Consider the following 23,584-nt stretch of genomic DNA (forward strand, 5'->3'; position numbering starts at 1 on the left):
TACTCGGCCGAGATCGCTTCTTTGAAACAAGACCAGCTGCACCATAAAGGTCATAGGCCTGCAAAAGCCGATGGACCTGACTTCGACTGAGATCAAGCTGCTCGGCAGCCTGGACGACGCTCAGGCGGTCGTCACGGATCTTCTGAATGACTTCGAGGCGATGCAATTCTTTCTGCGACATGGTGATCAAACAGGACATGACGACTCCAACCGCTCATGGTCTCGACCAAGCTCGAAGTCGTCATCCTTGCTCCCGACGTTGGCTTTGACCAGTGCATCAAGAGGCGAGGCTGTCGCATCTCTAACTGGCCCGACTGTCGCATTACTAAATAGCCGCTACATCAATGGGTCAGATAATATAGATTATGGAACATATGTCTGGATAATCGGCGGGGTGGACTGTTCCACGACCGCGGTTCCGACCCGAGCCGATCGATCTCAGGGATCGCAACGGCCTATATCATCCCATTGACGCAATGGCGGCCGCGCGTCTATCCACGGTGAGACTTTCCTTTCCCGAAGCAATGAGATGGCCCGTGACCGACACCAATCAGCGTATCCTGCCAGACGCCTTCATTCCCGAGCTTCCGGGACGTTATAATGGCAAGGTTCGGGAGAACTACGATCTGACCGATGGCCGACGGATCATCATTGCGACCGACCGGCTCAGCGCTTTCGATGTCGTGCTTACCGCGATCCCGTTCAAGGGTCAGGTGCTGACGCAGACGGCGCGATACTGGTTCGAGAAGACGGCGGATATCTGCCCCAACCACGTGCTCGAATACCCCGATCCGAATGTCGTCGTGGGAACGCGGCTCGACATTCTACCGGTGGAAATCGTCGTACGCGGCTATCTCGCGGGAACGACAAGCACGTCGATCCTGACGAAGTACCGAAATGGCGAGCGATTCATGTACGGAACCCGCCTTCCTGACGGAATGAAGGATAATGAGAAGCTTCCGACCGCTATCATTACACCGACGAGCAAGGCTTTCGACGGCGGCCATGACGAGCCGCTCTCAGCCGAAGAGATCATTGAGCAGAAGCTCCTGACACAGGAGCAGTGGGACACGGTATCATCTTACGCGCTGGCACTGTTCCAGCGCGGACAGGAACTGGCGGCGGAGCGTGGCCTGATCCTTGTCGACACGAAATACGAATTCGGGACCGATGCTGCCGGGCGCATCGTGCTGGCTGATGAGATCCACACGCCGGACAGCAGCCGCTACTGGATAGCAGAAAGTTACCCGGAGAGCTTCGCGGCGGGCGGGCGGCCGAAGAGTTTCGACAAGGATTTCGTGCGCGCCTGGGTGACCGAGCGGTGCGACCCCTACAAGGATCCGATCCCGGCGATCCCGGAAGCGCTGATCGCGCAAACGTCGAAGGTCTATATCGAGGCCTATGAGACGATCACAGGCGAGCGTTTCGAGCCCGATCTACGCGGCGCAACCGTTCTCGATCGCGTGCGAGGCAATCTCGCGCCCTACTTCGCGTAAACGCCGGATCAGGCTTCGACCAAGATCTGCAAGCCATCATACGCCGGCTCCACATGGGCCGGCGTTTCCCGCATGACCGTTTCGTAGTCGAGCGGCACATGCATATGGGTGAGAATGGCGCGTTGCGGGGCGATCTTTTCGATCCACGCAAGCGACTGCTCGAGGGAAAGGTGGCTCGGATGATATTGATATTGCAGCGTATCGATGACCAGCGTTTCCAAGCCGGCCAGCCGGTCGATCGTCTCCGGCGGGAAATCGCTGACATCGGTGCAATAGGCGAAATTGCCGACGCGGAAGCCAAGGGAATGGATGGAACCGTGCATCTGTAGCAGAGGCTGGAACGTGATTGTGCCGCCCGCACCATCGACATGAAACGGTTGGAGCGATGGCTCGATCACGCAGGCACGGATGATTGGCGGGTAGTTGCTTCCGGGCGGAGATTCCAGACAGTAGCTGAATCCCTCGCGGATCCGCGCCAATGTGAAGGCGTCCGCCCAGATCGGGGTCTGACGGCGATTATGGATGACGAAGCCTCTGAGGTCGTCGATGCCATGCAGGTGGTCGGCATGCGAGTGCGTGTAGACCACGGCGTCGAGGTCTTTCACGCTCGCCGATAGAAGCTGCTCGCGCAGGTCCGGCCCGGTATCGATGAGCACCGTCGTCCGGCCGCCATTCTCAGCCACCTGCTCCACCAGCAAGGCCGCCCGCAGTCTGCGGTTCTTGGGGTTGAGCGGATCGCAGGCACCCCAGTCGCCGGTGATGCGTGGAACGCCCGGAGACGATCCGCAGCCGAGAATGGTGAAAATCCGCCGTGCCGCCATCAACGTCACCGGTTCAGGATCGCGGCATCTTGGAGAAGATGCGGAAGGCGTTGTCGGTTGTCACTGCTGCGATCTCCTCGAAGGAGACGCCCAGCGTTTCTCCGAGAACGTGCGCCGTGTGCGCGACGTAGGCTGGTTCGTTGCGTTTTCCGCGAAAGGGCTTGGGTGCAAGATAAGGCGCGTCGGTCTCAACCAGCAGTCGGTCGCGCGGCACGGTGAGGGCGATCGCGCGTAGCTCTTCGGATTTCGGGAAGGTGAGAATGCCGGAGAACGAGATGTATCCACCAAGTTCCACGCCCACCCGGGCAAGATCGGGTCCTGACGAGAAACAGTGAAGGATGAAGGGGAAAGCCCCCTTCCCTGTTTCGCTCCGCAGGATCGCGGCCATATCCTCGTCCGCCGAGCGGCTGTGGATGACGAGCGGCAAGCCGGTTTCGCGCGCAGCGCCGATGTGGCGAAGCAGACCGGTCTTCTGGTCCTCGGGCTTCTGCGTATCGTAGAAGTAGTCGAGACCCGCCTCGCCGATCGCAATGACTTTCGGATGCGCCGACAACCGGACCAGATCGTCCGTCGTCACGTCCAGTTCCTCATCCGCATTGTTCGGATGCGTGCCGACCGAACAGAATACGTTGTCATATCCCTCGGCCACGGCAAGGATCGTATCGAACCGTCTGACGCGTGTGCAGATCGTCACCAGCTTGTGGACGCCCATCTCGGCCGCGCGGGCGACGATGTCATCCCGCTCGGCCTCGAAATCGGGAAAATCGAGATGGCAATGCGTGTCGATCAGTAAAGGAGGAGCCACGATCAAACCTCTGGAGGAACGTAGCGCGGGAAGACCGGCTTGGGCGCCTCAAGCGGGGTTCCCGACGCGAGGCGGCCGGCCTTCCCCAGAAAGGCGAAGCTGCGCTGATCCTCAGGCACGGCGACGAGGTCAAGCAGCTTGGCGGAAGAGCCGGGCATGAAGGGTTGCAGCAAGATGGCCACCTGGCGCACCACATCCGCCGTCACATAGAGCACCGTCGCCATGCGCGCCGGGTCGGTCTTCTTCAGCGCCCAGGGCTCCTGCCCCGCGAAATAACGATCGGCTTCGGAAACCACCGCAATGATGGAGGCGAGAACCTTGTGGATGACGAGCGCGTCCATGTCGGCGCGCGTCGAGGCGTGCAGGGCGTCCGCCGAGGCAAGCATGGCCTCGTCAGCCTCGCTCAATGCGCCACATACGGGGATAACCCCGTCGCAGTTCTTCACGATCATCGACAGCGAGCGGCTCGCAAGGTTGCCGATGCCGTTGGCGAGATCCGAATTGATGCGGGTGGCGATCGCCTCTTCGCTATAGCTGCCATCCTGGCCGAAGGAGACCTCGCGCATGAAGAAATAGCGGATCTGGTCGAGGCCGAAATGCTCCACCAGATTGACGGGATCGACGACGTTGCCGAGAGATTTCGACATCTTCTCGCCCTTGTTGAGCAGGAAGCCGTGAGCGAAGACCTTCTTCGGCAGCGGCAAACCAGCCGACATGAGAAATGCGGGCCAATAGACGGCGTGGAAGCGGATAATATCCTTGCCGATCATATGAATGCTCGCCGGCCAGTATTTCGCGCGCGGCCCATCCGGGTCCGTCAGGGCGCCGGTGGCCGTAATATAGTTCGTCAGGGCGTCGACCCAGACATACATGACATGCGCTGGATCGCCGGGGACAGGGATGCCCCAGTCGAATGTCGTGCGCGACATGGAAAGGTCCTTCAGGCCGGACTTCACGAAGGAAATGACCTCGTTGCGGCGCTCAGTGGGGCCGATGAAATCCAGATTGTCCTCGTAATGCTGAAGCAGCCGGTCCTGATAGGCCGAAAGACGGAAGAAGTAGCTCGCTTCCTCCACCCACTCGACGGGCGTTCCCTGCGGACCGTAGCGAACGCCATCCGCCCGAACCTCGGTCTCGCTTTCCTGATAGTAGGCTTCGTCGCGCACCGAGTACCAGCCGGAATAGGCATCCTTGTAGAGGTCGCCGGCCTCGGCCATCCTGTTCCAGATGACCTTTACGGCCTCGTGGTGGCGCGCTTCCGTCGTGCGGATGTAGTCGTCGTTCGACCCCTGGAGCAGCTTGACCATCGCCTGGAACTCGGCCGCGTTGCGGTCCGCCAGCTCCTGCGGCGTTAGACCTTCCCGGCGTGCCGTCTGCTGCATCTTCTGCCCATGCTCGTCCGTCCCCGTCAGAAAGAAGACATCGCGCCCGTCCAGCCGCTCGAACCGGGCCACGACATCGGTCGCTATCAGCTCATAGGCATGACCGATATGGGGCCGCCCGTTGGGGTAGGCGATGGCGGTGGTGATGTAGAAAGGGGATGTGTCTGTCATGGCAATATCGAACTTCTGGCTGGGAGCATTTCTGGCCTATCCCGCTCTTAAACCATCCCATGGGCGGTGGGAATGCAAACACTGCAAAAAGCGACCGTGGTTTTTGCCGCACTGCAGAGACGTACGGCATCCTTCGGGACCACGACGGGTTCGTCATCAAACTGGTCGAGGAGGTGGGCGAGTTGACGCAGACCTGCAACAGGGGGCGGTCGGGCTCGTGTACAGGGTCTCGATGAAGCCGCCCTGAGGATAGCCATCGAAGACGAGGCGGCTGACCTTCTCGGTCACGTGCTGCTTCTTGCCCACCGACATTGGCTGGACCTCGATGCTGCTATCCAGCGAAAATGGAACTTCTCGCCGACGGGAGTACAGGAGCCTGCTTCCTGAGCGTCAAACCCGGCCAGCCATCCTGAGATCATCGAGAATGGAAAGAACGGTCTGCTTGCGATCGAGATTGTAGGCATCGGCAACCGTCAGCCGCTCTGATAGCTCCGACGAAAGCCGTGCGAAACGTTCGGCCGCGGCCAGATCGCCGCCCAAGCCGGCCGCCTTGGCCTGCCCGTTTACATGACGGGCAACAAGCGTCGCGAAGAAGTCGAAGATCGTATCGCTGTCCTTCGCGGCAAGGATATCGCCGAGCTTGTGCATCTCGCGCCGCGCCGGAGCGTCGTCGGGATGGCCGAGCATGTGATCGAACGCGTCGATGATGTCGAGCCCACCGTAATTGATCAGCTTCAGCGCCTCGGAGACACTGCCCTTCGCAGCCGCGAGAACGCGTGCGCCCCGCTCCCCCTCCAGCCGGATATCGAGATGCGCCAATGCCTTCGTCATATCGGCATCGGCAAGAGGCTTGAGAGTCAGCGGAAGACAGCGGGAGCGGATGGTCGGCAGCAGGCGGCCCGGCGCATGCGTGAGGACGAGAAACATCGAACGCTTCGGCGGTTCTTCGAGAATCTTGAGAATCGCATTGGCTGCGTTGCGATTGAGATCGTCGGCCGGGTCGATGATCACGATGCGCCAGTTTCCGGTGCCCGAGGTTTGCGAGAAGAACCGCCCTGCCCGGCGCACCTCGTCCACCGTAATCGCGCTTTTCACTTTGCCCGTCTTTTCGTCCACCGGACGGGTGAGGTGCAGGACATTATGCGACGAACCTGCGGCAATCTGCCGGCTGACCACGGAACCGGCATCGGGATCAGCGATCCGGGCCGGTGCGTCGGTTGGCTCGGGATGACTGAGGACGTGGTTTGCAAAGCGAAAGGCGAGCGTCGCCTTGCCAATGCCTTCCGGCCCCTCGATGAGGATAGCGTGATGCCCCTTGCCGGAACGGTACCCAGCCGCGAGAAACGTCTGCGCTTCTTCGTGCCCGAACAGCACGGTATTTTCGGATGGCGCGATAGCGCCGTCCAGCACATCAGATCGACCTTCGCTCACGCGTCTATCCTTGCGTTCTGCCGCTTGGCCAAGAGCGTTTCCACGGCCGAAAGAACGTCTCGCGCGATCACATCGACAGGGCGCGTGGCGTCGATGACGTGACAGCGGGCGGGGTCACGCGTCGCAATGTCGAGAAAAGCCTCGCGGCGCTTCTCATGCGTCTCCAGTTCCTCTTTCTCGAAGCGATCCGGGACGGAGGCGGCAGCATCGTCACCCTTGGAAGCACGAGCCCGCGCCCGCTCAAGGCCCGCGGCCGCTGGCATGTCGAGGATGATGGTGATGTCGGGCCGCAGGCCATTGATCGCCAGGCACTCGAGGGCATCGATGAGGGGTTCGGGCAGGTTTCCCGTAATGCCTTGATAGACACGGGACGAGTCCATGAAGCGGTCGCAGAGAACCATGCTGCCACCGTCAAGTGCCGGACGAATCAACGTCTCGACGTGATCGCTTCGTGCCGCGGCGAAGAGCAGCGCCTCCATGCGGACGCCATAGGATTCTGCTGCTCCCGACAGGATGACATGCCGGACGGCCTCGGCCCCGGCAGAACCGCCGGGCTCGCGCGTAATGCGCACGGCATGGCCCTGTGCTTCCAGCGCGCCGGCCAGGAGGCGGATCTGAGTCGATTTCCCAACCCCCTCGCCGCCTTCGAATGTCACGAACATCGCGTCTGCCGTCAATTGCCTTGCCTCTTACCGGACATCCTTCACCGCGCGAAACAAGCGCCGATTACCGTGCGCGCCATGACGGAAGTACCGAAGGCATTGCGGGCGGATAAGATGCAGTAGCCTATTGCTCGTCGTCTGAAAACACGCCCGCCGGAAAAGGCCGCACGGCGGCGTTATATCCCGTCGCGGCGCGCTGGTAGAACAGTCACAGCCAGAAGAACAGCAATTCCTGCAATGCGTCTGCAGCGCGGCTCGTCAGCGAGCCAGCCTCGACAGACGCGACCGTTTTCAGCGGCACCTCCCGCAGCAGTTGCTCCCCGTTCCAGATGCGTAGCGTACCTGCAACATCCCCTGCCCGCACCGGCACCGTCAGAGGCCAACGATAAACGACACGGGCAGAAAGCTTCGCCGGCGTCTTCACCGGGAGCAGAACATCCACAGGCCCCGCAGTGACCAGCCCCACCGTCGGACGGTCGCCGCCATAGACGCTCGCGTCGGCGATGGCCTCTCCCTCTGCGAACAGCCGCCTTTCCGAAAAATTCGTCATCGCCCAGTCGAAGACACGCCTCGCCTCCGCGACGCGGTCCTTGTCCGTGGCGAGGCCATTCAGCGCCAGATCGATGCGGCGCCCATCCCGGTCCATGGAAGCGACGATGCCATACCCGTAGCCTTCGGCAAAACCGGTGACATAGCCATCGACGCCGATATCGGCGGAGATCAGAGGGTTGCGGTTTCGCTGGCGGATCCTGTTCCACTCGAACTCGGGCTGCCGGAACAGCGCGACATCATCAGGGTAGGTAGCGCGAAGATGACGCGCGAGCGTTACGAGGTCCCGCATCGTCGTCACATTGCCCGAGGCAGGGAGTCCGGTGGGGTTCACGAATATCGATGACGTCAGCCCGATTTCCCGCGCGCGTGCCGTCATGCGCTCCGCGAAGGTGGTCTCGCTGCCAAACATACCCTCCGCCAGGACGATGCACGCATCATTGGCATATTGAACGACGACGCCCTGAAGCAGATCGCCGACAGAGATTCTGGAATTTAACGCCGCGAACATCGTCGAGGTGCCGGATGGCGCCCCGCCCGTTCGCCAGGCATGCTCGCTCACAGGAAACAGCGTTTCGCGCGACAGGCGCGCGTCCTTCAACGCCGAGAGCACCAGCTCGACCGTCATCATCTTGGCCATGGAAGCGGGGGGAACGGCTTCGTCGGCGGCTTTCTCAAGGAGAACGGTTTCCGTGAGCGCGTCGATTACAAGCGCTTGCCGCGCCTTCGTCTCGAACTCTTCGGCGCGGGAAGCGGCGCCGAAGAGCACAAGCGCCACTGTCAGAAGCAAAGTCCTCTCTAACACTCGCCGCCTCACGACTCCTCCACAGGGGCAGCAGACATCCCGCCGGTCTTAGCGTGTGTTACGTTTGGCATGCGCGACGATGGCGGAGGATGTCAGAGCATGCGGATCAACCATGATGGCATCGAAAGCAGTTTCCGACGTGCTGACGCGCGCTTCCACATAGGCTGCTGCATAGAGAATGCCATTGCCCGGCTTGCCGAAGGTGCCCGGCCGCTCTGCAGGGACCGGGCCGATGTCAGGCAGCGTAACGAACGCGTCCAATGCCTCCATGGCGCCCGGCGCGCGCAGAACGTTCTGCGGCTCGGCAAGCGCCGTCATCGAGGAGCCGCCATCGAGAGATGGGCTGGCAGACGGCATCTGGTGATTGCGCGCCGCTTGCGGCAACGGGGCTTTGGTCGGAACCGAAACGGTTCCGAGATCCGAGGATCCGAGGTTTTTCATCTGACGCGCCAAAGGTTCGTTCGAAGCGACCATGACGCCGGAAGCGATTTGACCCTCCGGAGCGATGCCGGGCACGCGGCTACCCTTCGCTGCATAGGATGCCATCAGGTAGGGCATGTCGTTGCCCTCAAGCGGTGCACGTCCCACATACTGGACCCGCACCTGCGCGCTGCCCTTGCGCTTGATGTCAAGAAGATCAGCTGTTTTCGAGGATACGTCGATAATGCGTCCATACTCGTAAGGGCCCCGATCATTGACACGAACGATGACGGACGAGCCGTTCTCGACATTGGTCACGCGGGCATAGCTGGGAAGCGGAAACGTCGGGTGTGCAGCAGAGAGATGTGCGGTGTCATAGACTTCGCCATTCGCCGTCAGGCGGCCGTGGAAAGCAGAGCCGTACCAGGAGGAGATGCCAACCTTGTTGTAGCTGAAGTCCTCCTTCGGCGTGTACCACTTGTCCTTGACCTTGTAGGGCTTGCCGACCTGATACCGGCCGCCGCCCTTCGGAATATTCTTGCCGTCGGCAACGCGGGGGCTTGCCTTGACGCCATAGACCGATTCCGGAAAATACTCTTTGTTACGCTTTTTCGGAGCATCGACTTGCGCCGTGGTTCCGCAAGACGTCAGCGCCAGGCAGATCGCCGGAACGGCCGCAAAGCCTGCGCCTCTCGCGAGGAAACGTGCGTATTGTCTGAAAGTCATTTGTCCCACATTGCCGCTTGTCTGACGAAATCGAAACGCCCGAGCCCCTCGCAGGCGTACCGATCGTACCAAAAGGATACAGTCGTCAAAAATGACAGCAAAGTGGCATAAATGCGAATAGGAGCATCGCAGGTGTCACGGAATTGGTTTTTATGGTTAATGATTGGTTAGGGCAGCCTGACGATGCCGTTGGGCACTCTTAGCAGACATACTCGATAATCGTGTAATTCATGCCGACGATGCGGCCGCTCAAATCCCGCACGAAGGACGGTATATATTGCTCTTCAGGCGGAATGCAGATGCCGGGAGAGTTGTCGTCAGAAACGCTGACAGCGGGTGTTGGATACGCAGCACTTGCCAGCGCGACTTCCGCGTTCGCATAGGACGTCGGATCTCCCAATGCTGCAAAAGCAGGATGAGAGACAACAGCACCAAAGCTCAAAGCCGCATACATCAGAACCTTCCGCATCGCTCGATCTCCATTGCCGCGGTTAATCCATCGTGCAACATCTCCAATCTCCTTTTGTTCCAGATACAGGACGAACCTGATCCCTCTCGATCACGCAGCCCCTCCACAAGCCCACCCTCGATATCTCTCGAAAACCCCGAGTTGACGCACCGCTTTGCAACAGCTAATCCAATCGAACCCTCGACAGGCGACGAGCCTATGGAAGAGTGTCCGAGTGGTTTAAGGAACCGGTCTTGAAAACCGGCGTGCGGGAGACCGTACCGTGGGTTCGAATCCCACCTCTTCCGCCATGTCTTCGGTTGCAAAAACTATGTTTCCAAGAACAGCAGCCACCTTGGCGACATGAGTCAGCCTCGTAGGCACGCTTGATCGGTGATTTGCTTGCTCGGATACAACGGCTCTTCGATTGTCCGCTGAGTGGCAGAACATTCCAATTTGCTAGCTTGGAACCCTGGGGGCTTCGCCAGCAACGTTGATCATGGCCAAGAAAATTCCCGAAAACTCACCGCACCTATTGCGCTTCGTCTAGGATGATTCTAAACGCTGCCCACGGTTGGTATATTCGACCCGATGAGGCCTCGTGGCGGAGTGGTGACGCAGAGGACTGCAAATCCTTGCACCCCGGTTCAATTCCGGGCGAGGCCTCCATTTCCATTTACCCCTGACCTATGCCGTTGCCAACGCACATCTATTTTCGAGGTGGCAGCTTGAGCCTCCGACAATTCGTTGAGCGAAATTCGGTATGGCAATCCGTTCTGGTTTCGAACGGTCTATGGCGTCCGCCATGTCCGGGAAATGCTTGAGAACCGCCATCATGAGGAAGGTATCGGGTATAAAGGCGGTGTCTGCTGACGTCGGTATCTTCTTGGCTCAAAACGAAGCCTGCCCCCATACCTGCATCGAAAGGTCCTGTATGCCGTATCCATATGGCACATGGTGATGAGAAATTTCCGCTAGCTGGCTCTTGCGAAACTCGGTTATACGCAATGCTAGCTCGTAGATACTCTCAGGCTCAGCTATCAGGTCGCGTTTCTCGTTCAATCGAATAACGCGACGCTCATTCGGATCATTACCATTTGGCCGCAGTGGACGTAGGGGTTCGATTCTGGCACAAGGCGCGTGGACGCGACTGCCGTTAACTTTAGAACGGGGTCGGGCGACAGATTGACGTCACGTCGCTGCCTCGAGATTACGGCGGCCGTCCAGTTTGGGTTTTTCGACGTCGCGGAGACTGCGGCGGATGATCCAGCGTCATGCAAAGACGCATGTGCACGATAAGCACGGTCTCCTAAATCTGTTTATCAGACGTTCGAATTAGAGGCAGCGGGATAATCAACAGCTAACGGAGCACCCTCAATATCTACGGCGGCAATAATGCAAGCCGCAGTTTCTTTGAGAACTCGTGTGAATGGCTATCAATGTCCCGATGGTCCAAAACAATCGAAGCCACGATCATAACCTCCACAATCCAGTTGAATACGGCTAAAGACTTGATAATATCCATTTAGCGCCAACTAATTCGCGCGATCATACATTTTTGGGGGAACAGTGAAAAACATCATTACGGCAGGCACGATTATCGTCGGTGCAATTTTCATGTCGGGGACGGCACAAGCAGAAGATCTCGTGTTTACGCTGAAGAACGGCACAAAGTCCGTCCTTACACGGTTCTACACATCGCCTGTCGGTGTCAGTGAATGGGAGGGGGATGTCTTCGGGGAGCAAGTGCTCAATCCGGGCGAAACGATCGAGCTAACGATCGCAGATGGCCGGGATGTCTGTAATTACGACATGCGCTTTGAATTCGAAGAAAGTTCAAATCTTGCAACCACAGAAGATAAACAAAATCTGTGTGAGATGGGATCCTATACCATTCACGAATAAACGAAGGGTCGCGTAGCACATGATCCGATAACGAACGTGTAGGAGCAGTTGGTCGCTATTTTCTGATATTAAAGCGAGCTGACTGCTCCCACCGTCTGTAACGGAACGCTGTTCCCCAAGTCGTTATTAACATACTTAATAACCAAAATACTGAGGACGGATGCAAGCATCCCGACAAATATCATTCTCATAACAAGCCTTTCGAGCGCTAGATGTGCGCGAATAAGTATGGTTGTTTAAAGGTATCATTCCAGCCGATGAAAGTTGCCAGCTAGGCTATTCTCCGCACATTATTGGTCGGCTGCGCGATCGTTTCACAGGAATAACTTCGGAGCAGCTCGATTTAGACGCAAATCCAACCATTTGCTCTGGGAACATCTATGCTCAGTTGCCTAATCGCATATCAGAGCATTGCGCCACCCAACCTAAGGCCAATCTTTAGCAAGAACTCAAAGGCGTGACATGAGCCGCATTACCGCCCCTGCTACACTCACACGTTAAATGCCGTCCTAGCCTAGTGGTTCCACTGCTTTTCTTCGCACATAGTTCACAGCGTGAAACGGAACGGCGATCAAACTCACATAGTCAAAAATATGCTGGCGCCAAAAGAAGAGCGCGCGTCTCTCCAAGTTTTTACGACAACGAGGCGGAAATCGTAAGAACCGCCCTCGGAAACGTACAAAGCTAAATGACCGCAATCAGGTAAGTGAATGAAGACGTCAGACGTCGCAATGCTAACGGCTGACGTCTTAAACAATACTCCCCGGTATCCCTCTAGGCTGAACCAATACAATATTATCGCTAAATGCGCTGCAGCAAATTCATTCGTCTTAGAGCGAAAGCTTCGGCACCCTCACGACAGCACCATCCCGCTCACTGGTAGCGGCGGATCAAGCCGACGAGCTTCCCCTGAACCTTTACGCGCTCGGGGCCGAAAATTCGTGTCTCATACGCCGGATTGGCTGCCTCAAGTGCGACGGAGGCACCCTTGCGGCGGAAGCGCTTCAGCGTCGCTTCTTCATCATCCACAAGAGCCACGACGATCTCGCCAGGGCTCGCGCTGTTGGTATTGCGGATAATTACGGTATCACCGTCGAGAATACCGGCCTCGATCATCGAGTCACCTCGAACCTCCAAAGCATAATGTTCGCCGTTGCCGATCATGAAGGCCGGTACGGAAATGTCGTGAGTGTTGTTCTGGATGGCAGAAATCGGGACCCCTGCGGCGATGCGCCCCATCACCGGAACAGATACAGTGTTGTCATTGCCTGCCCCGGACGTCGTCTTGGCTACGTTATCCGGTGCTGCGTTTCCGCGACTCCCCTGAATGACGCTGGGCGAGAAGCCGCGCTTCGGCGGCGTGGCCGCGGAGTAGGATTCCGGCAACTTGATGACCTCAAGAGCCCGTGCACGGTTCGGCAAACGCCGAATAAATCCACGCTCCTCAAGTGCGGTAATCAGCCGATGGATACCGGATTTGGATGCAAGCTCCAGCGCGTCCTTCATTTCGTCGAAAGATGGGGGAACGCCCGATTCCTTCATGCGCTCATGAATGAATATCAACAGTTCCTGTTGCTTACGGGTGAGCATGATCAAACGACTCCAGAGTCACGAAACAAAGCAAGAACAGTGTTATATGTTCCTCATGTGTTCTGCAAGCGGCATTCCCGATAAACCACAACCGGAATGATCGCCGAATTGAATGCGCAGAGCGTGGGCATAGTCAGTATCAGTCAAGACGCTGTCGTTCTCGCCGCTACGATACTTATTGCCGTTGCGAGACGGCTACGCAAATTTGCGCAAGCTGTTGCAGCGCTGAGCCTTGTTTCTTTCATCTCACGACGGGAACAGCTGTCGACCGTAGTCTCATCGACATCTAGAAACGGCAACGCCGCCATGAGCCTCCTCATGACGGCGCTGGAAACCTTGCGTGAAGGCATCCCACTCGAATCAGAACGGTATATCGTCATCCAGATCGCGGGAGAATCCGCCGCTCGACCCACCGGTGTTGCCGCCCGACCGGCCGCCGGAGGACTGAGCCGGCCGATCGTAATCGTCGCCAAAGTTCGACCCGCCGCTTCCGCCGCCATAATCTGAGCCGGCGCGACTTCCGCCACCGCCACCGCCGCCACCATCACGCCCGTCGAGCATGGTCAGTGTCGAGTTGAAGCCTTGCAGCACCACTTCGGTGGAGTAACGATCGTTTCCGTCCTTGTCCTGCCATTTTCGTGTCTGCAGCGCTCCCTCGAGATAGAGCTTGGCACCCTTCTTCACATACTGCTCGACGACCTTGCACAGGCCCTCGTTGAAGACCACGACGGTGTGCCACTCCGTTTTCTCGCGTCGCTCGCCGGAATTCCGGTCGCGCCAGCTTTCAGACGTCGCAATCCGCAGGTTCGCGATCGGCTTGCCATCTTGCGTCCGCCGGATCTCAGGGTCCGCCCCAACGTTTCCGATGAGGATCACCTTGTTTACGCTACCAGCCATCTTTTTGTCCTGTCTCCTGAAAGCGGTTCAACGATCCGCATGGTGCACGGAGCCTACGCTCTTAAGCGCGCTATTTCGCCCTCAGGCGGCAGCAATCCACAACAGTTTGCAAATTCGTTCTTTATTTGTTCTAAGTCTCGCGTATGATCCTGTCAAGCGCGGGGCTGATGCGGAGGGCGGACACTGCGCCAGGGTGGCGGATGAAGTGCGGTTTCCCGAAATGCCGCCTCGACATATGAAGTAATGATCTTAAGTAAGGGCTTCGTCCCCATTCAGAGCGTCAGACCATGAGCGAATTCAAGACCATTTCGATCCGCGGTGCGCGGGAGCATAATCTGAAGGGCGTCGATCTCGACCTGCCGCGCAACAAGCTGATCGTGATGACCGGTCTGTCCGGGTCCGGGAAATCGTCGCTTGCATTCGATACGATCTATGCCGAAGGGCAACGCCGCTATGTCGAGAGTCTTTCGGCCTATGCGCGCCAGTTCCTTGAGATGATGCAGAAACCGGATGTCGATCTGATCGAAGGTCTTTCGCCTGCGATTTCCATCGAGCAGAAGACGACGTCGAAAAACCCTCGCTCGACCGTGGGAACAGTCACCGAGATCTATGATTACATGCGCCTTCTCTTCGCGCGCGTCGGCGTCCCTTATTCGCCAGCCACAGGTCTGCCGATCGAGAGCCAGACCGTCAGCCAGATGGTCGATCGGATTCTTGCGATGGAAGAAGGCTCTCGCCTCTATATCCTCGCGCCGATGATCCGTGGACGGAAGGGTGAATACAAGAAAGAACTCGCGGAACTCATGAAGAAGGGTTTCCAGCGTGTCAAAGTGGATGGTCAGTTCTACGAGATCGCGGACGTTCCAGCGCTCGACAAGAAGTACAAGCACGACATCGACGTGGTCGTCGATCGGCTGGTCGTGCGCGGCGACATCGCGGCAAGGCTCGCAGACAGCTTGGAGACGTCACTCCGGCTTGCGGATGGTCTGGCGATTGCTGAATTTGCCGACAAGCCTTTGCCTGAGAAGGAGACATCCGCTGGTGGTTCGGCCAACAAGTCACTGAATGAAACGCATGAGCGCGTGTTGTTCTCGGAGAAGTTTGCCTGCCCTGTCTCCGGCTTCACCATTTCGGAGATCGAGCCACGCCTGTTTTCGTTCAATAATCCTTTCGGCGCCTGCCCGACATGCGATGGGCTCGGAAGCCAACAAAAGATCGATGAGGCATTGATCGTGCCGGAGCATGATCGCACGCTGAAGAATGGAGCGATTGCACCATGGGCCAAATCCTCCTCTCCCTATTATAATCAGACGCTGGAGGCGCTTGGCAAAGCCTTCGGCTTCAAGCTGAGCAGTACCTGGGCGGAGCTTTCAGACGTTGCAAAGAAGGCAATTCTCCGTGGTACCGACGATAAGATCGTCTTCCAGTACGCCGACGGAGCCCGCTCTTATAACACCACGAAAACGTTCGAAGGGATCGTTCCCAACCTGGAGCGGCGATGGAAGGAAACCGAATCCGCCTGGGCGCGCGAGGAGATAGAACGCTATATGTCGGCGGCCCCCTGCCCGGCCTGTAAAGGCTTCCGGCTCAAACCCGAGGCCCTGGCTGTAAAGATCGATCGCCTCCATATCGGTGAGGTCACGAACATGTCGATCCGTGTCGCGCGCGACTGGTTCGAGGATCTCCCTGCCCGTCTGACAGATAAGCAGAACGAGATCGCCGTGCGTATCTTGAAGGAGATTCGCGATCGTCTACGCTTTCTGAATGACGTCGGGCTCGATTACCTCAGCCTTTCACGAAATTCCGGTACGCTATCGGGCGGAGAGAGCCAGCGAATCCGACTTGCGTCCCAGATCGGCTCGGGCCTTACCGGCGTTCTCTATGTATTGGATGAGCCATCGATCGGGCTGCACCAGCGCGACAACGCGCGTCTGCTCGATACGCTGCGGCACCTGCGCGACATCGGCAATACGGTCATCGTGGTCGAGCATGATGAGGATGCAATCCTCACGGCGGATTATGTCGTGGACATCGGTCCCGCGGCCGGCATCCACGGCGGTCAGGTTGTGGCCTCCGGTACCCCGCAGGAAATCATCGATCATCCAACGTCGCTGACGGGAAAATACCTCTCAGGCGACCTCACGGTTTCTGTTCCGTCGGAGCGACGCAAGCCGAAGAAAAAAAAGGAACTGACCGTCGTTGGAGCGCGTGGCAACAACCTGAAGAACGTCACCGCGTCGATTCCGCTTGGCGTCTTCACGGCCGTCACAGGTGTTTCAGGTGGTGGAAAGTCCACTTTTCTGATCGAGACGCTCTACAAAGCGGCTGCACGACGGGTAATGGGCGCGCGCGAGATTCCCGCGGACCACGACCGCATCGATGGGTTCGAGCATATCGATAAAGTCATCGACATTGATCAGTCACCGATCGGTCGCACGCCGCGTTCGAACCCCGCCACATATACGGGCGCCTTCACCCCTATCCGCGACTGGTTTTCCGGTCTGCCTGAGGCGAAGGCACGCGGATACCAGCCTGGCCGATTCTCCTTCAACGTGAAGGGCGGACGATGCGAAGCCTGTCAGGGCGATGGTGTCATCAAGATCGAGATGCACTTTCTGCCGGATGTTTATGTGACCTGTGACGTCTGCCACGGCAAGCGATACAATCGCGAGACGCTCGATGTCACCTTCAAGGGAAAATCGATCGCCGACGTGCTCGACATGACCGTCGAGGAAGGAGTCGAATTTTTCGCAGCCGTCCCGGCTGTTCGAGATAAGCTCGTCACCCTCAACGAGGTCGGACTCGGCTACATCAAGGTAGGTCAGCAGGCGAACACCCTGTCGGGTGGCGAAGCGCAACGCGTGAAGCTGGCCAAGGAGCTGTCGAAAAGGTCCACCGGGCGAACCTTGTATATTCTGGATGAACCAACGACCGGTCTTCACTTTCATGACGTGGCAAAGCTGCTGGAATTGCTGCACGAGCTCGTCAATCAGGGCAATTCTGTTGTGGTGATCGAGCACAATCTCGAGGTGATCAAGACGGCGGACTGGATCCTCGACTTCGGTCCCGAAGGCGGTGATGGCGGAGGTCAGGTCGTTGCGGAGGGCACGCCGGAGCAGATTGTTCGGGAGAAACAATCCCACACCGGTCACTTCCTCAAAGAGTTGCTGGAGCGTCGCCCCGTGCGAAAGGCCGTGGCTGCTGAATAGGACTGGCAAAGAAACGCGGCAGGTAAGGCGCCAAGAGAGGATATCGGTAGGATGGATAAGGCGGGCAGGATCCGGGTCGGTATCGGGGGCTGGACGTTCGAGCCCTGGGAGGGAACGTTCTATCCTCAGGGCCTTGCGAAGAAGCGGCAACTGGAGTTTGTCGGCAAGGCGCTGAAGGTCATCGAGGTGAACGGGACATATTACAGTTCCCAGAAGCCTGAAACATTCGCGAAATGGGCATCCGAGGTTCCGGACGACTTTGTCTTCACGCTGAAGGCAAGCCGTTACGCCACGAACAAGAAGGTGCTGGCGGATGCAGGGGAGTCCGTGGCGCGCTTCCTTGGTCAGGGCCTATCAGAGCTTGGTGCCAAGCTTGGTCCCATCCTCTGGCAGTTCATGCCGACGAAGGCGTTCAACGCACCGGACTTCGAGGCTTTTCTTGGCCTTCTGCCGGAGACACAGGACGGTTTGACGCTGCGACATGCCGTAGAAGTTCGGCACGGCTCGTTTCAGGTCCCTGAGTTCGTAGAGATGGCACGTCGGCACAACGTTGCCATCGTCTGTGCGGATCATGCGACCTATCCGATGATCGCCGACGTGACCGCTGACTTCGCATACGCCCGCTTGCAGACCGGCAGTGACGACATCGAGACCTGCTATGATGAAAAGCGTCTTTCAGAGTGGAAAGCCCGCCTTGACGCCTGGCGATCGGGCGACGTGGCCAAAGGCCTTCCACTGCTGGCTGACCCGATCGCGAAACAACCTCGCGACGTCTTTGCCTTTTTCATTCATGAGGGAAAGGTCAATGCACCGAACGGCGCAATGGCGCTTCAGAACCGCTTCGAATAGCGGAGGATTAACCGAAACTCTCGTCAATCCGCGTTGAAGAGAAACATTGATTTGCGCGCGTAGGGCGTTCAAATATTTCATCTAAGCAGCGAACGTTTTGGCAATGGCGCGATAGCGCGGAGCAAATCTTCCGCCGTCATGCCTTCCCCAGCTTCATGTCCCGCTGCGCCATGGCGCCAGACGGCGCTCGTCGCTGCCTCGAAGGCAGGCATGCCCTGCGCGAGGTGTGCACCGACAATCCCCGCGAGCACGTCGCCAGAGCCTGCTGTCGCAAGCCACGGTGGTGCGTTGGTGTTGATCGCTAGCCGTCCGTCGGGAGCCGCGATGACGGTGTCCGAGCCCTTGAGGATGATGATGGCGTTGCTCCGCTCAGCGGCCATGGTCGCGCGATCGATTTTGGAAAGCGCTTTGCGGGCGGCGAGGTCCGGAAAGAGCCGGGCAAACTCTCCGTCATGGGGCGTCAACACAAGGCGAACGGGTCCGCGGAAGGCGTCGAACAGGGATTGGGGATCATCGCGGAAAGCTGTGATTCCATCTGCGTCGAGCACGAGCGAGCGATCGGATAGAGCGGCGACATACCGGCGGGCGCGGTCCGATACACCAAAGCCGGGACCAAGAACGAACGCGTTCAGGCGTGTGTCGTCGAGAAGGTCGGTTAGCATCGTGTCGTCATCGACCGGCTTCAGCATGACCGCTGTCAGATGGGCGGCAAGCGTCGGCAACGTTTCCGAAGACGCGATCATGGTGACCAATCCCGCACCGGCGGAAAGGCCGGCCGTCGCGCTCATGCGGGCGGCGCCACTGGTCCTTGCCGCACCGGAGAAGACGACCAGGTGCCCGCGCCGATATTTGTGAGCCGCAGGATCGAGCGCCTGCACGGCATCTGTCCATAGCGCTGGCGTGTTCTCGACGACGCGTGTCCGATGTGCACGCAATACGCGGCTGGGAATTCCGATGTCGACGACATCAAGCGCTCCGCACAGGGCACTGCCCGGCAAAAGGAGATGGCCGGGCTTGCGCGTCATGAATGTTACCGTGCGTGCTGCGCTGAAGCTTTCACCAAGCACCTCGCCGGATCGGCCATCGACCCCAGACGGCAGGTCGATCGCGATGACAGGCAGAGCCAAATCGGTCACGGTCCTCATAAGGCCTGCAATGTCGGGGGAGATCGGACGCGAGAGCCCGGCTCCGAACAGCCCGTCGATCACGACGTCACCTTTTGTGGGAACATAGGTGTCGAGCGGCCGGCAAGGCATGGAGACCGCAGCGAATGCACGGGCCGCGTCTGCCGTGAGACGGGAGGAATCACTCATGAGGTAGACCGCGACGTCCGCTCCGCTATCGGCGAGCGCCTCCGCCGCAATCATCGCGTCGCCGCCATTGTTGCCGAAGCCGCAAAGGCAGACGAAGCGGCTGGCCTCGGGATAATGGCGCAGCGCGGATGCGGCGACCGCATGTCCCGCCGCACGCATCAGTCCGAAGGAGGAGATTCCGGAGGCAGCGGCATCGCGGTCCGCCATGGCCATGTCGGATGGCGTAAGGATCCAGGATGCAACACTTGCCTCTAAGCCCATCTTGCCACCCTTCCGGAAATACGTGATCCTGATCTTACAGTGTAGACGCCGCGTCCGGAAATCAAGCCTCTCACAGGAATGCGTGTTGACCAATAACTGAGCATCTGCATATATTTGGCGCTCAAATATCATGCTAAACTTGGCTCATTCCGTTCCGCAGTGCATCAAATTGCTGTAAACCGCTCGCATTTCACAAGAAATAGGCATTCGCCTGCAATGATGAATAGGAATGATGAGACGAGCTTCCAATCCCTGCATCCCAACGGTAAATGCGTCGAGATTTTGAAGACATGGCATGCTAAATGCATATGGTGGAGCGAGCGGGGATTCCCCTGTTCCAACGGGAGAAGCGGAGAGACATTTTCTCATGAAAAAGGTCGAAGCGATCATCAAGCCATTCAAGCTGGATGAAGTGAAGGAGGCCCTTCAGGAAGTCGGGCTCCAGGGTATTACGGTGACGGAAGCCAAGGGGTTCGGACGGCAGAAGGGCCATACCGAATTGTACCGTGGCGCTGAGTACGTCGTGGACTTTTTGCCGAAGGTGAAGGTCGAGGTTGTTCTCGCGGACGAGAACGCCGATGCGGTCATCGAGGCGATACGGAACGCCGCCCAGACAGGGCGGATCGGCGACGGCAAGATCTTCGTGTCGAATGTGGAAGAGGTTATCCGAATCCGCACGGGCGAAACCGGCGTCGACGCTATCTGATTTCATGCCGCCGCATTCGCGCGGCGGCCATAACCGTCAGGGAAGGACATCTCCGATATGACGACTGCGAGCGACATCCTCAAGCAGATCAAGGAAAACGACGTCAAGTTCGTTGATCTTCGGTTCACCGATCCCAAGGGCAAGCTTCAGCACGTGACCATGGATGTGTCCTGCGTCGATGAAGACATGTTCGTCGATGGCGTGATGTTCGACGGCTCGTCCATTGGCGGCTGGAAGGCGATCAACGAATCCGACATGGTGCTGATGCCGGATGCGGCAACGGTTCACATGGACCCGTTCTTCGCTCAGTCGACGATGGTCGTGGTCTGCGACATTCTCGACCCGATTTCGGGCGAAGCATACAATCGCGATCCGCGCGGCACTGCGAAGAAGGCTGAAGCCTACCTCAAGTCATCCGGCATCGGCGATACCGTCTTCGTCGGCCCGGAGCCGGAATTCTTCATCTTCGACGACGTCCGTTACAAGGCCGATCCGTACAATACCGGCTTCAAGCTGGACTCGTCGGAACTGCCGTCGAATGACGATACCGCCTACGACACCGGCAACCTCGGCCACCGGCCGCGCGTCAAGGGTGGATACTTCCCCGTACCGCCGATCGACAGCTGCCAGGACATGCGCTCGGAAATGCTCACCGTTCTCTCCGAGATGGGGGTGACGGTCGAGAAACAGCACCATGAGGTCGCGGCCGCCCAGCATGAACTCGGCGTCAAGTTCGATACGCTCGTGCGCAGCGCTGACCAGATCCAGATCTATAAGTACGTCGTGCATCAGGTGGCCAATGCCTACGGCAAGACGGCGACATTTATGCCGAAGCCGATTTTCGGCGACAACGGCTCCGGCATGCACGTGCATCAGTCGATCTGGAAGGATGGCAAGCCGACCTTCGCCGGTGACGAATATGCGGGTCTGTCAGAGAACTGCCTGTTCTACATCGGTGGCATCATTCGCCATGCCAAGGCTATCAACGCGTTCACCAACCCGACGACTAACTCCTACAAGCGTCTGGTCCCGGGCTACGAGGCGCCTGTTCTGCTGGCTTACTCCGCTCGCAACCGCTCTGCTTCCTGCCGCATTCCGTTCGGCTCGGGTGCGAAGTCAAAGCGCGTCGAGGTTCGCTTCCCCGATCCGCTTGCAAACCCCTATCTCGCGTTCGCGTCCATGCTGATGGCAGGGCTTGACGGTATCCGTAACAAGATCCATCCGGGCAAGGCCATGGACAAGGACCTCTACGATCTGCCGGCCAAGGAGTTGAAGAAGATCCCGACCGTTTGTGGCTCGTTGCGTGAGGCGCTCGAAAATCTCGATCGCGACCGCAAGTTCCTGACCGCCGGCGGCGTGTTCGATGATGACCAGATCGATGCCTATATCGAGCTGAAAATGGCGGAAGTCATGCGCTACGATATGACGCCGCATCCGGTTGAATTCGACATGTACTACTCGGCATAAGCTGCCGTTCTGAACGAAAAAGGCCGGCGCCACCAGCGCCGGCCTTTTTCGTTGAAAAGGTACCGCGCCATGAGGAGCTTTGCCGCTTGAGCAGGCAGGATGTTTTCAGGGCATAACCCCTTCACGTTCCCCGTTCGTCCCTTGATCTCGCTGTAATTCCTCCCACATATTGATGGAAAGGAATACGGTCATGATGAAACAGAGAGATGCAAAGTTCCAGATCGGACAAGTGGTTCGCCACCGGCTCTTCCCGTTCCGCGGCGTGATCTTCGATGTCGATGCGGAGTACGCGAACACGGAAGAATGGTGGAACGCCATTCCAGCCGAAGTTCGGCCCGATCGCGATCAGCCCTTCTACCATCTGCTGGCGGAAAACGATGAAAGCGAATATGTCGCCTACGTTTCCGAGCAGAACCTGATGTCAGACGACACGGGAACACCGGTTCGCCACTCGCAGGTCGAGACTTTCTTTGATCCGGAGACCATCGGTCAGTACAAGCCGAAAGCCGTGGTCACGCACTGAAGCGAGACGTGTTCGCTCAGAGCATTACAACAAAAAAGCCCGGATCGCGAGATCCGGGCTTTTTTGTTGAGGAGACTGGCTCCGGTCAGTTCTGCTTGGCAGCCTTCTGGGCTTCTTCCAGCTTCTTGCGCGCGTCTTCTGCTTTCTTCTGCATTTCTTCCTGCAGAAGGCGCTGGCGCTCCTGAAGCTTCGACTGCTCGATCGGTTCGCCGTCGAATACGCCGGTAAAGCCTTCAAGCGACATCTTGATGGGGTTCGGGGCGCGCTGGAAGTTGATCGAGGTGAAGACCACTTCGCTGCCCTTCTTCAGGCTGGCGATGACGGCGTCTGTCAGCGGAGCTTCTGCCACGCACTTGTCAGGCATGCAGATCGCGTAGTCGAGCTTGATCGGCTTTCCGCCATCGATCTGGACTTGCACGCCAGGCGGCAGGAGACGAGCGGAAGGAACTGACACCTGAAGGATCTTCCGGTTGACCTTACCCTGAACGCTGATGAGACCGGCGGCAGTGATGAGCTGGCCGTTATTGGCGGAGAGAAGGTTCTGCACGATGCAGACGTCGTTGTCTTCCTGCTTGGTGCAAACTTTGAACCAGCCCTGCGGCGGGCGCTGGGATGCCTGCTGCGCGAAAGAAGCCGATGGCATTGCAGCAGCCGCTACGGCGCCGGCGAAAGCCGAAATGGCGACTTTCCTGGTGAGGGTGGGCTTGAAGGTCATAACGATATCCGTCTCCTGAATTCCATCGTTTCTGCGGCTCGGGTGCAGCGCTCCTTTGAGGAAACGCGCAACATCACGTTCACTACAGGATCGGTTGCGATCGTTCTGACTGGGACCACCAGGATCCCGAGAACCACCCAAGCGAATCCGCTCATCCCAATGTCGCTTGCTCGTCCAACGTCTGCCGGCTCGACCAATGTCTGCTAGCGTGAGGAGGCGAGTGCGCGGCCGCCCGCTCCTCTGTTGGTCAATTGAGGCATTTGCATGACCCGTCGAGTGGCGGTTCCCTCTCCTAACGCGTCACGCCGGTCTAATCCAGTCATGCGCGCTGAAAATTGCGCTCTCGGACAGGACATTTCGCAAAGGTCTCGGCACACGAGAGCCATTTCGTGGACCGAAGGTTCAAAAATCGGCTCGGCATGGTAGGGTCGGC

General features: G+C 58.4%; 20 protein-coding genes and 2 tRNA genes. 9 read left to right on the forward strand and 13 right to left on the reverse strand.

Going from position 1 to position 23,584, the window contains the following annotated elements; all coding sequences use genetic code 11:
- Positions 1–199 (reverse strand): helix-turn-helix domain-containing protein (locus BSG19_RS00005; protein ID WP_139274699.1); only part of this gene is annotated, 199 nt, incomplete at its 3' end.
- A gap of 337 nt (positions 200–536) precedes the next feature.
- On the opposite strand from BSG19_RS00005, the gene BSG19_RS00010 reads away from it, so the two are divergent.
- Positions 537–1,496, forward strand: coding sequence for a phosphoribosylaminoimidazolesuccinocarboxamide synthase (locus BSG19_RS00010; protein ID WP_348272111.1), 960 nt, complete (start codon positions 537–539; stop codon positions 1,494–1,496).
- Positions 1,497–1,504: 8 nt separating this feature from the next.
- Here the strand turns inward: BSG19_RS00010 and BSG19_RS00015 are convergent, their stop codons facing one another.
- From BSG19_RS00015 to BSG19_RS00055, 8 genes are all read right to left on the reverse strand, one after another.
- Complete coding sequence (locus BSG19_RS00015; RefSeq protein ID WP_092983713.1) at positions 1,505–2,317, reverse strand: MBL fold metallo-hydrolase; 813 nt, start codon at positions 2,315–2,317, stop codon at positions 1,505–1,507.
- 13 nt (positions 2,318–2,330) lie between these two features.
- Positions 2,331–3,125: a TatD family hydrolase gene (locus BSG19_RS00020; protein WP_170865863.1), complete on the reverse strand. Its 795-nt coding sequence runs from the start codon at positions 3,123–3,125 to the stop codon at positions 2,331–2,333.
- The gene (gene metG, locus BSG19_RS00025) at positions 3,125–4,675 is read right to left on the reverse strand and encodes a methionine--tRNA ligase (RefSeq protein ID WP_092983717.1); all 1,551 of its coding nucleotides are present in this window, start codon (positions 4,673–4,675) and stop codon (positions 3,125–3,127) included. Before metG ends, BSG19_RS00020 begins: the two co-directional genes overlap by 1 nt.
- A gap of 390 nt (positions 4,676–5,065) precedes the next feature.
- Complete coding sequence (locus BSG19_RS00035) at positions 5,066–6,106, reverse strand: DNA polymerase III subunit delta' (RefSeq protein WP_092983719.1); 1,041 nt, start codon at positions 6,104–6,106, stop codon at positions 5,066–5,068.
- On the reverse strand, positions 6,103–6,768 hold the full coding sequence (gene tmk, locus BSG19_RS00040) for a dTMP kinase (protein WP_092983721.1): 666 nt from the start codon (positions 6,766–6,768) through the stop codon (positions 6,103–6,105). Before tmk ends, BSG19_RS00035 begins: the two co-directional genes overlap by 4 nt.
- Before the next feature lie 208 nt (positions 6,769–6,976).
- Positions 6,977–8,107, reverse strand: coding sequence for a D-alanyl-D-alanine carboxypeptidase family protein (locus BSG19_RS00045; protein ID WP_244529039.1), 1,131 nt, complete (start codon positions 8,105–8,107; stop codon positions 6,977–6,979).
- 63 nt (positions 8,108–8,170) lie between these two features.
- Positions 8,171–9,268 carry a septal ring lytic transglycosylase RlpA family protein gene (locus BSG19_RS00050; protein WP_092983725.1) on the reverse strand — a complete coding sequence of 366 codons (1,098 nt, stop codon included), beginning with the start codon at positions 9,266–9,268 and terminating at the stop codon, positions 8,171–8,173.
- Between the two features lie 199 nt (positions 9,269–9,467).
- A complete protein-coding gene (locus BSG19_RS00055) occupies positions 9,468–9,737 on the reverse strand; it encodes a hypothetical protein (protein WP_092983727.1) in 270 nt (89 codons plus the stop codon).
- Between the two features lie 200 nt (positions 9,738–9,937).
- Here BSG19_RS00055 and BSG19_RS00060 point away from each other — a divergent pair.
- From BSG19_RS00060 to BSG19_RS00070, 3 genes are all read left to right on the forward strand, one after another.
- A tRNA-Ser gene (locus BSG19_RS00060) sits at positions 9,938–10,027 on the forward strand.
- Between the two features lie 284 nt (positions 10,028–10,311).
- Positions 10,312–10,385 (forward strand) — tRNA-Cys (locus BSG19_RS00065).
- A 948-nt stretch (positions 10,386–11,333) separates the two neighbouring features.
- Positions 11,334–11,621 (forward strand): hypothetical protein, encoded by a 288-nt coding sequence (locus tag BSG19_RS00070; protein WP_092985407.1) that lies wholly within the window; start codon positions 11,334–11,336, stop codon positions 11,619–11,621.
- An 873-nt stretch (positions 11,622–12,494) separates the two neighbouring features.
- Here the strand turns inward: BSG19_RS00070 and lexA are convergent.
- Positions 12,495–13,211: a transcriptional repressor LexA gene (gene lexA, locus BSG19_RS00075; protein ID WP_092983729.1), complete on the reverse strand. Its 717-nt coding sequence runs from the start codon at positions 13,209–13,211 to the stop codon at positions 12,495–12,497.
- Positions 13,212–13,571: 360 nt separating this feature from the next.
- The gene (locus BSG19_RS00080; protein WP_092983731.1) at positions 13,572–14,108 is read right to left on the reverse strand and encodes a single-stranded DNA-binding protein; all 537 of its coding nucleotides are present in this window, start codon (positions 14,106–14,108) and stop codon (positions 13,572–13,574) included.
- A gap of 287 nt (positions 14,109–14,395) precedes the next feature.
- Here BSG19_RS00080 and uvrA point away from each other — a divergent pair, with 287 nt between their 5' ends.
- Both uvrA and BSG19_RS00090 read left to right on the forward strand, forming a co-directional pair.
- Entirely contained in the window at positions 14,396–17,317 is a 2,922-nt protein-coding gene (gene uvrA, locus BSG19_RS00085) for an excinuclease ABC subunit UvrA (protein ID WP_092983733.1), read from the forward strand.
- 51 nt (positions 17,318–17,368) lie between these two features.
- Complete coding sequence (locus tag BSG19_RS00090) at positions 17,369–18,166, forward strand: DUF72 domain-containing protein (protein ID WP_092983735.1); 798 nt, start codon at positions 17,369–17,371, stop codon at positions 18,164–18,166.
- 77 nt (positions 18,167–18,243) lie between these two features.
- Here BSG19_RS00090 and BSG19_RS00095 read toward each other — a convergent pair whose 3' ends face one another.
- Positions 18,244–19,740 carry an NAD(P)H-hydrate dehydratase gene (locus tag BSG19_RS00095; protein ID WP_092983737.1) on the reverse strand — a complete coding sequence of 499 codons (1,497 nt, stop codon included), beginning with the start codon at positions 19,738–19,740 and terminating at the stop codon, positions 18,244–18,246.
- A 367-nt stretch (positions 19,741–20,107) separates the two neighbouring features.
- On the opposite strand from BSG19_RS00095, the gene BSG19_RS00100 reads away from it, so the two are divergent.
- The 3 genes from BSG19_RS00100 (at position 20,108) to hspQ (ending at position 22,436) form a co-directional block, all read left to right on the forward strand.
- Positions 20,108–20,446 carry a P-II family nitrogen regulator gene (locus tag BSG19_RS00100; protein WP_092933760.1) on the forward strand — a complete coding sequence of 113 codons (339 nt, stop codon included), beginning with the start codon at positions 20,108–20,110 and terminating at the stop codon, positions 20,444–20,446.
- 57 nt (positions 20,447–20,503) lie between these two features.
- Positions 20,504–21,913 carry a type I glutamate--ammonia ligase gene (glnA, locus tag BSG19_RS00105; RefSeq protein ID WP_092983739.1) on the forward strand — a complete coding sequence of 470 codons (1,410 nt, stop codon included), beginning with the start codon at positions 20,504–20,506 and terminating at the stop codon, positions 21,911–21,913.
- 193 nt (positions 21,914–22,106) lie between these two features.
- Positions 22,107–22,436, forward strand: a complete 330-nt coding sequence (gene hspQ / locus BSG19_RS00110) for a heat shock protein HspQ (protein WP_092985409.1) — start codon at positions 22,107–22,109, stop codon at positions 22,434–22,436.
- A gap of 85 nt (positions 22,437–22,521) precedes the next feature.
- On the opposite strand, the gene BSG19_RS00115 is transcribed toward hspQ, so the two are convergent.
- Positions 22,522–23,151 carry an invasion associated locus B family protein gene (locus BSG19_RS00115; protein ID WP_092983741.1) on the reverse strand — a complete coding sequence of 210 codons (630 nt, stop codon included), beginning with the start codon at positions 23,149–23,151 and terminating at the stop codon, positions 22,522–22,524.
- Positions 23,152–23,584 lie beyond the last annotated feature (433 nt).

Source organism: Rhizobium sp. NFR03 (assembly GCF_900111275.1).
Lineage (GTDB): Bacteria > Pseudomonadota > Alphaproteobacteria > Rhizobiales > Rhizobiaceae > Ferranicluibacter.

Excerpts from the sequence above, each read along its gene's own strand:
- BSG19_RS00015 (WP_092983713.1), bottom strand. The coding sequence starts at position 2,317 with ATGGCGGCACGGCGGATTTTCACCATTCTCGGCTGCGGATCGTCTCCG.
- metG (WP_092983717.1), bottom strand. The coding sequence starts at position 4,675 with ATGACAGACACATCCCCTTTCTACATCACCACCGCCATCGCCTACCCC.
- tmk (WP_092983721.1), bottom strand. The coding sequence starts at position 6,768 with ATGTTCGTGACATTCGAAGGCGGCGAGGGGGTTGGGAAATCGACTCAG.
- BSG19_RS00050 (WP_092983725.1), bottom strand. The coding sequence starts at position 9,268 with ATGACTTTCAGACAATACGCACGTTTCCTCGCGAGAGGCGCAGGCTTT.
- BSG19_RS00055 (WP_092983727.1), bottom strand. The coding sequence starts at position 9,737 with ATGCGGAAGGTTCTGATGTATGCGGCTTTGAGCTTTGGTGCTGTTGTC.
- BSG19_RS00070 (WP_092985407.1), top strand. The coding sequence starts at position 11,334 with ATGTCGGGGACGGCACAAGCAGAAGATCTCGTGTTTACGCTGAAGAAC.
- lexA (WP_092983729.1), bottom strand. The coding sequence starts at position 13,211 with ATGCTCACCCGTAAGCAACAGGAACTGTTGATATTCATTCATGAGCGC.
- BSG19_RS00080 (WP_092983731.1), bottom strand. The coding sequence starts at position 14,108 with ATGGCTGGTAGCGTAAACAAGGTGATCCTCATCGGAAACGTTGGGGCG.
- uvrA (WP_092983733.1), top strand. The coding sequence starts at position 14,396 with ATGAGCGAATTCAAGACCATTTCGATCCGCGGTGCGCGGGAGCATAAT.
- BSG19_RS00090 (WP_092983735.1), top strand. The coding sequence starts at position 17,369 with ATGGATAAGGCGGGCAGGATCCGGGTCGGTATCGGGGGCTGGACGTTC.
- BSG19_RS00095 (WP_092983737.1), bottom strand. The coding sequence starts at position 19,740 with ATGGGCTTAGAGGCAAGTGTTGCATCCTGGATCCTTACGCCATCCGAC.
- BSG19_RS00100 (WP_092933760.1), top strand. The coding sequence starts at position 20,108 with ATGAAAAAGGTCGAAGCGATCATCAAGCCATTCAAGCTGGATGAAGTG.
- glnA (WP_092983739.1), top strand. The coding sequence starts at position 20,504 with ATGACGACTGCGAGCGACATCCTCAAGCAGATCAAGGAAAACGACGTC.
- hspQ (WP_092985409.1), top strand. The coding sequence starts at position 22,107 with ATGAAACAGAGAGATGCAAAGTTCCAGATCGGACAAGTGGTTCGCCAC.
- BSG19_RS00115 (WP_092983741.1), bottom strand. The coding sequence starts at position 23,151 with ATGACCTTCAAGCCCACCCTCACCAGGAAAGTCGCCATTTCGGCTTTC.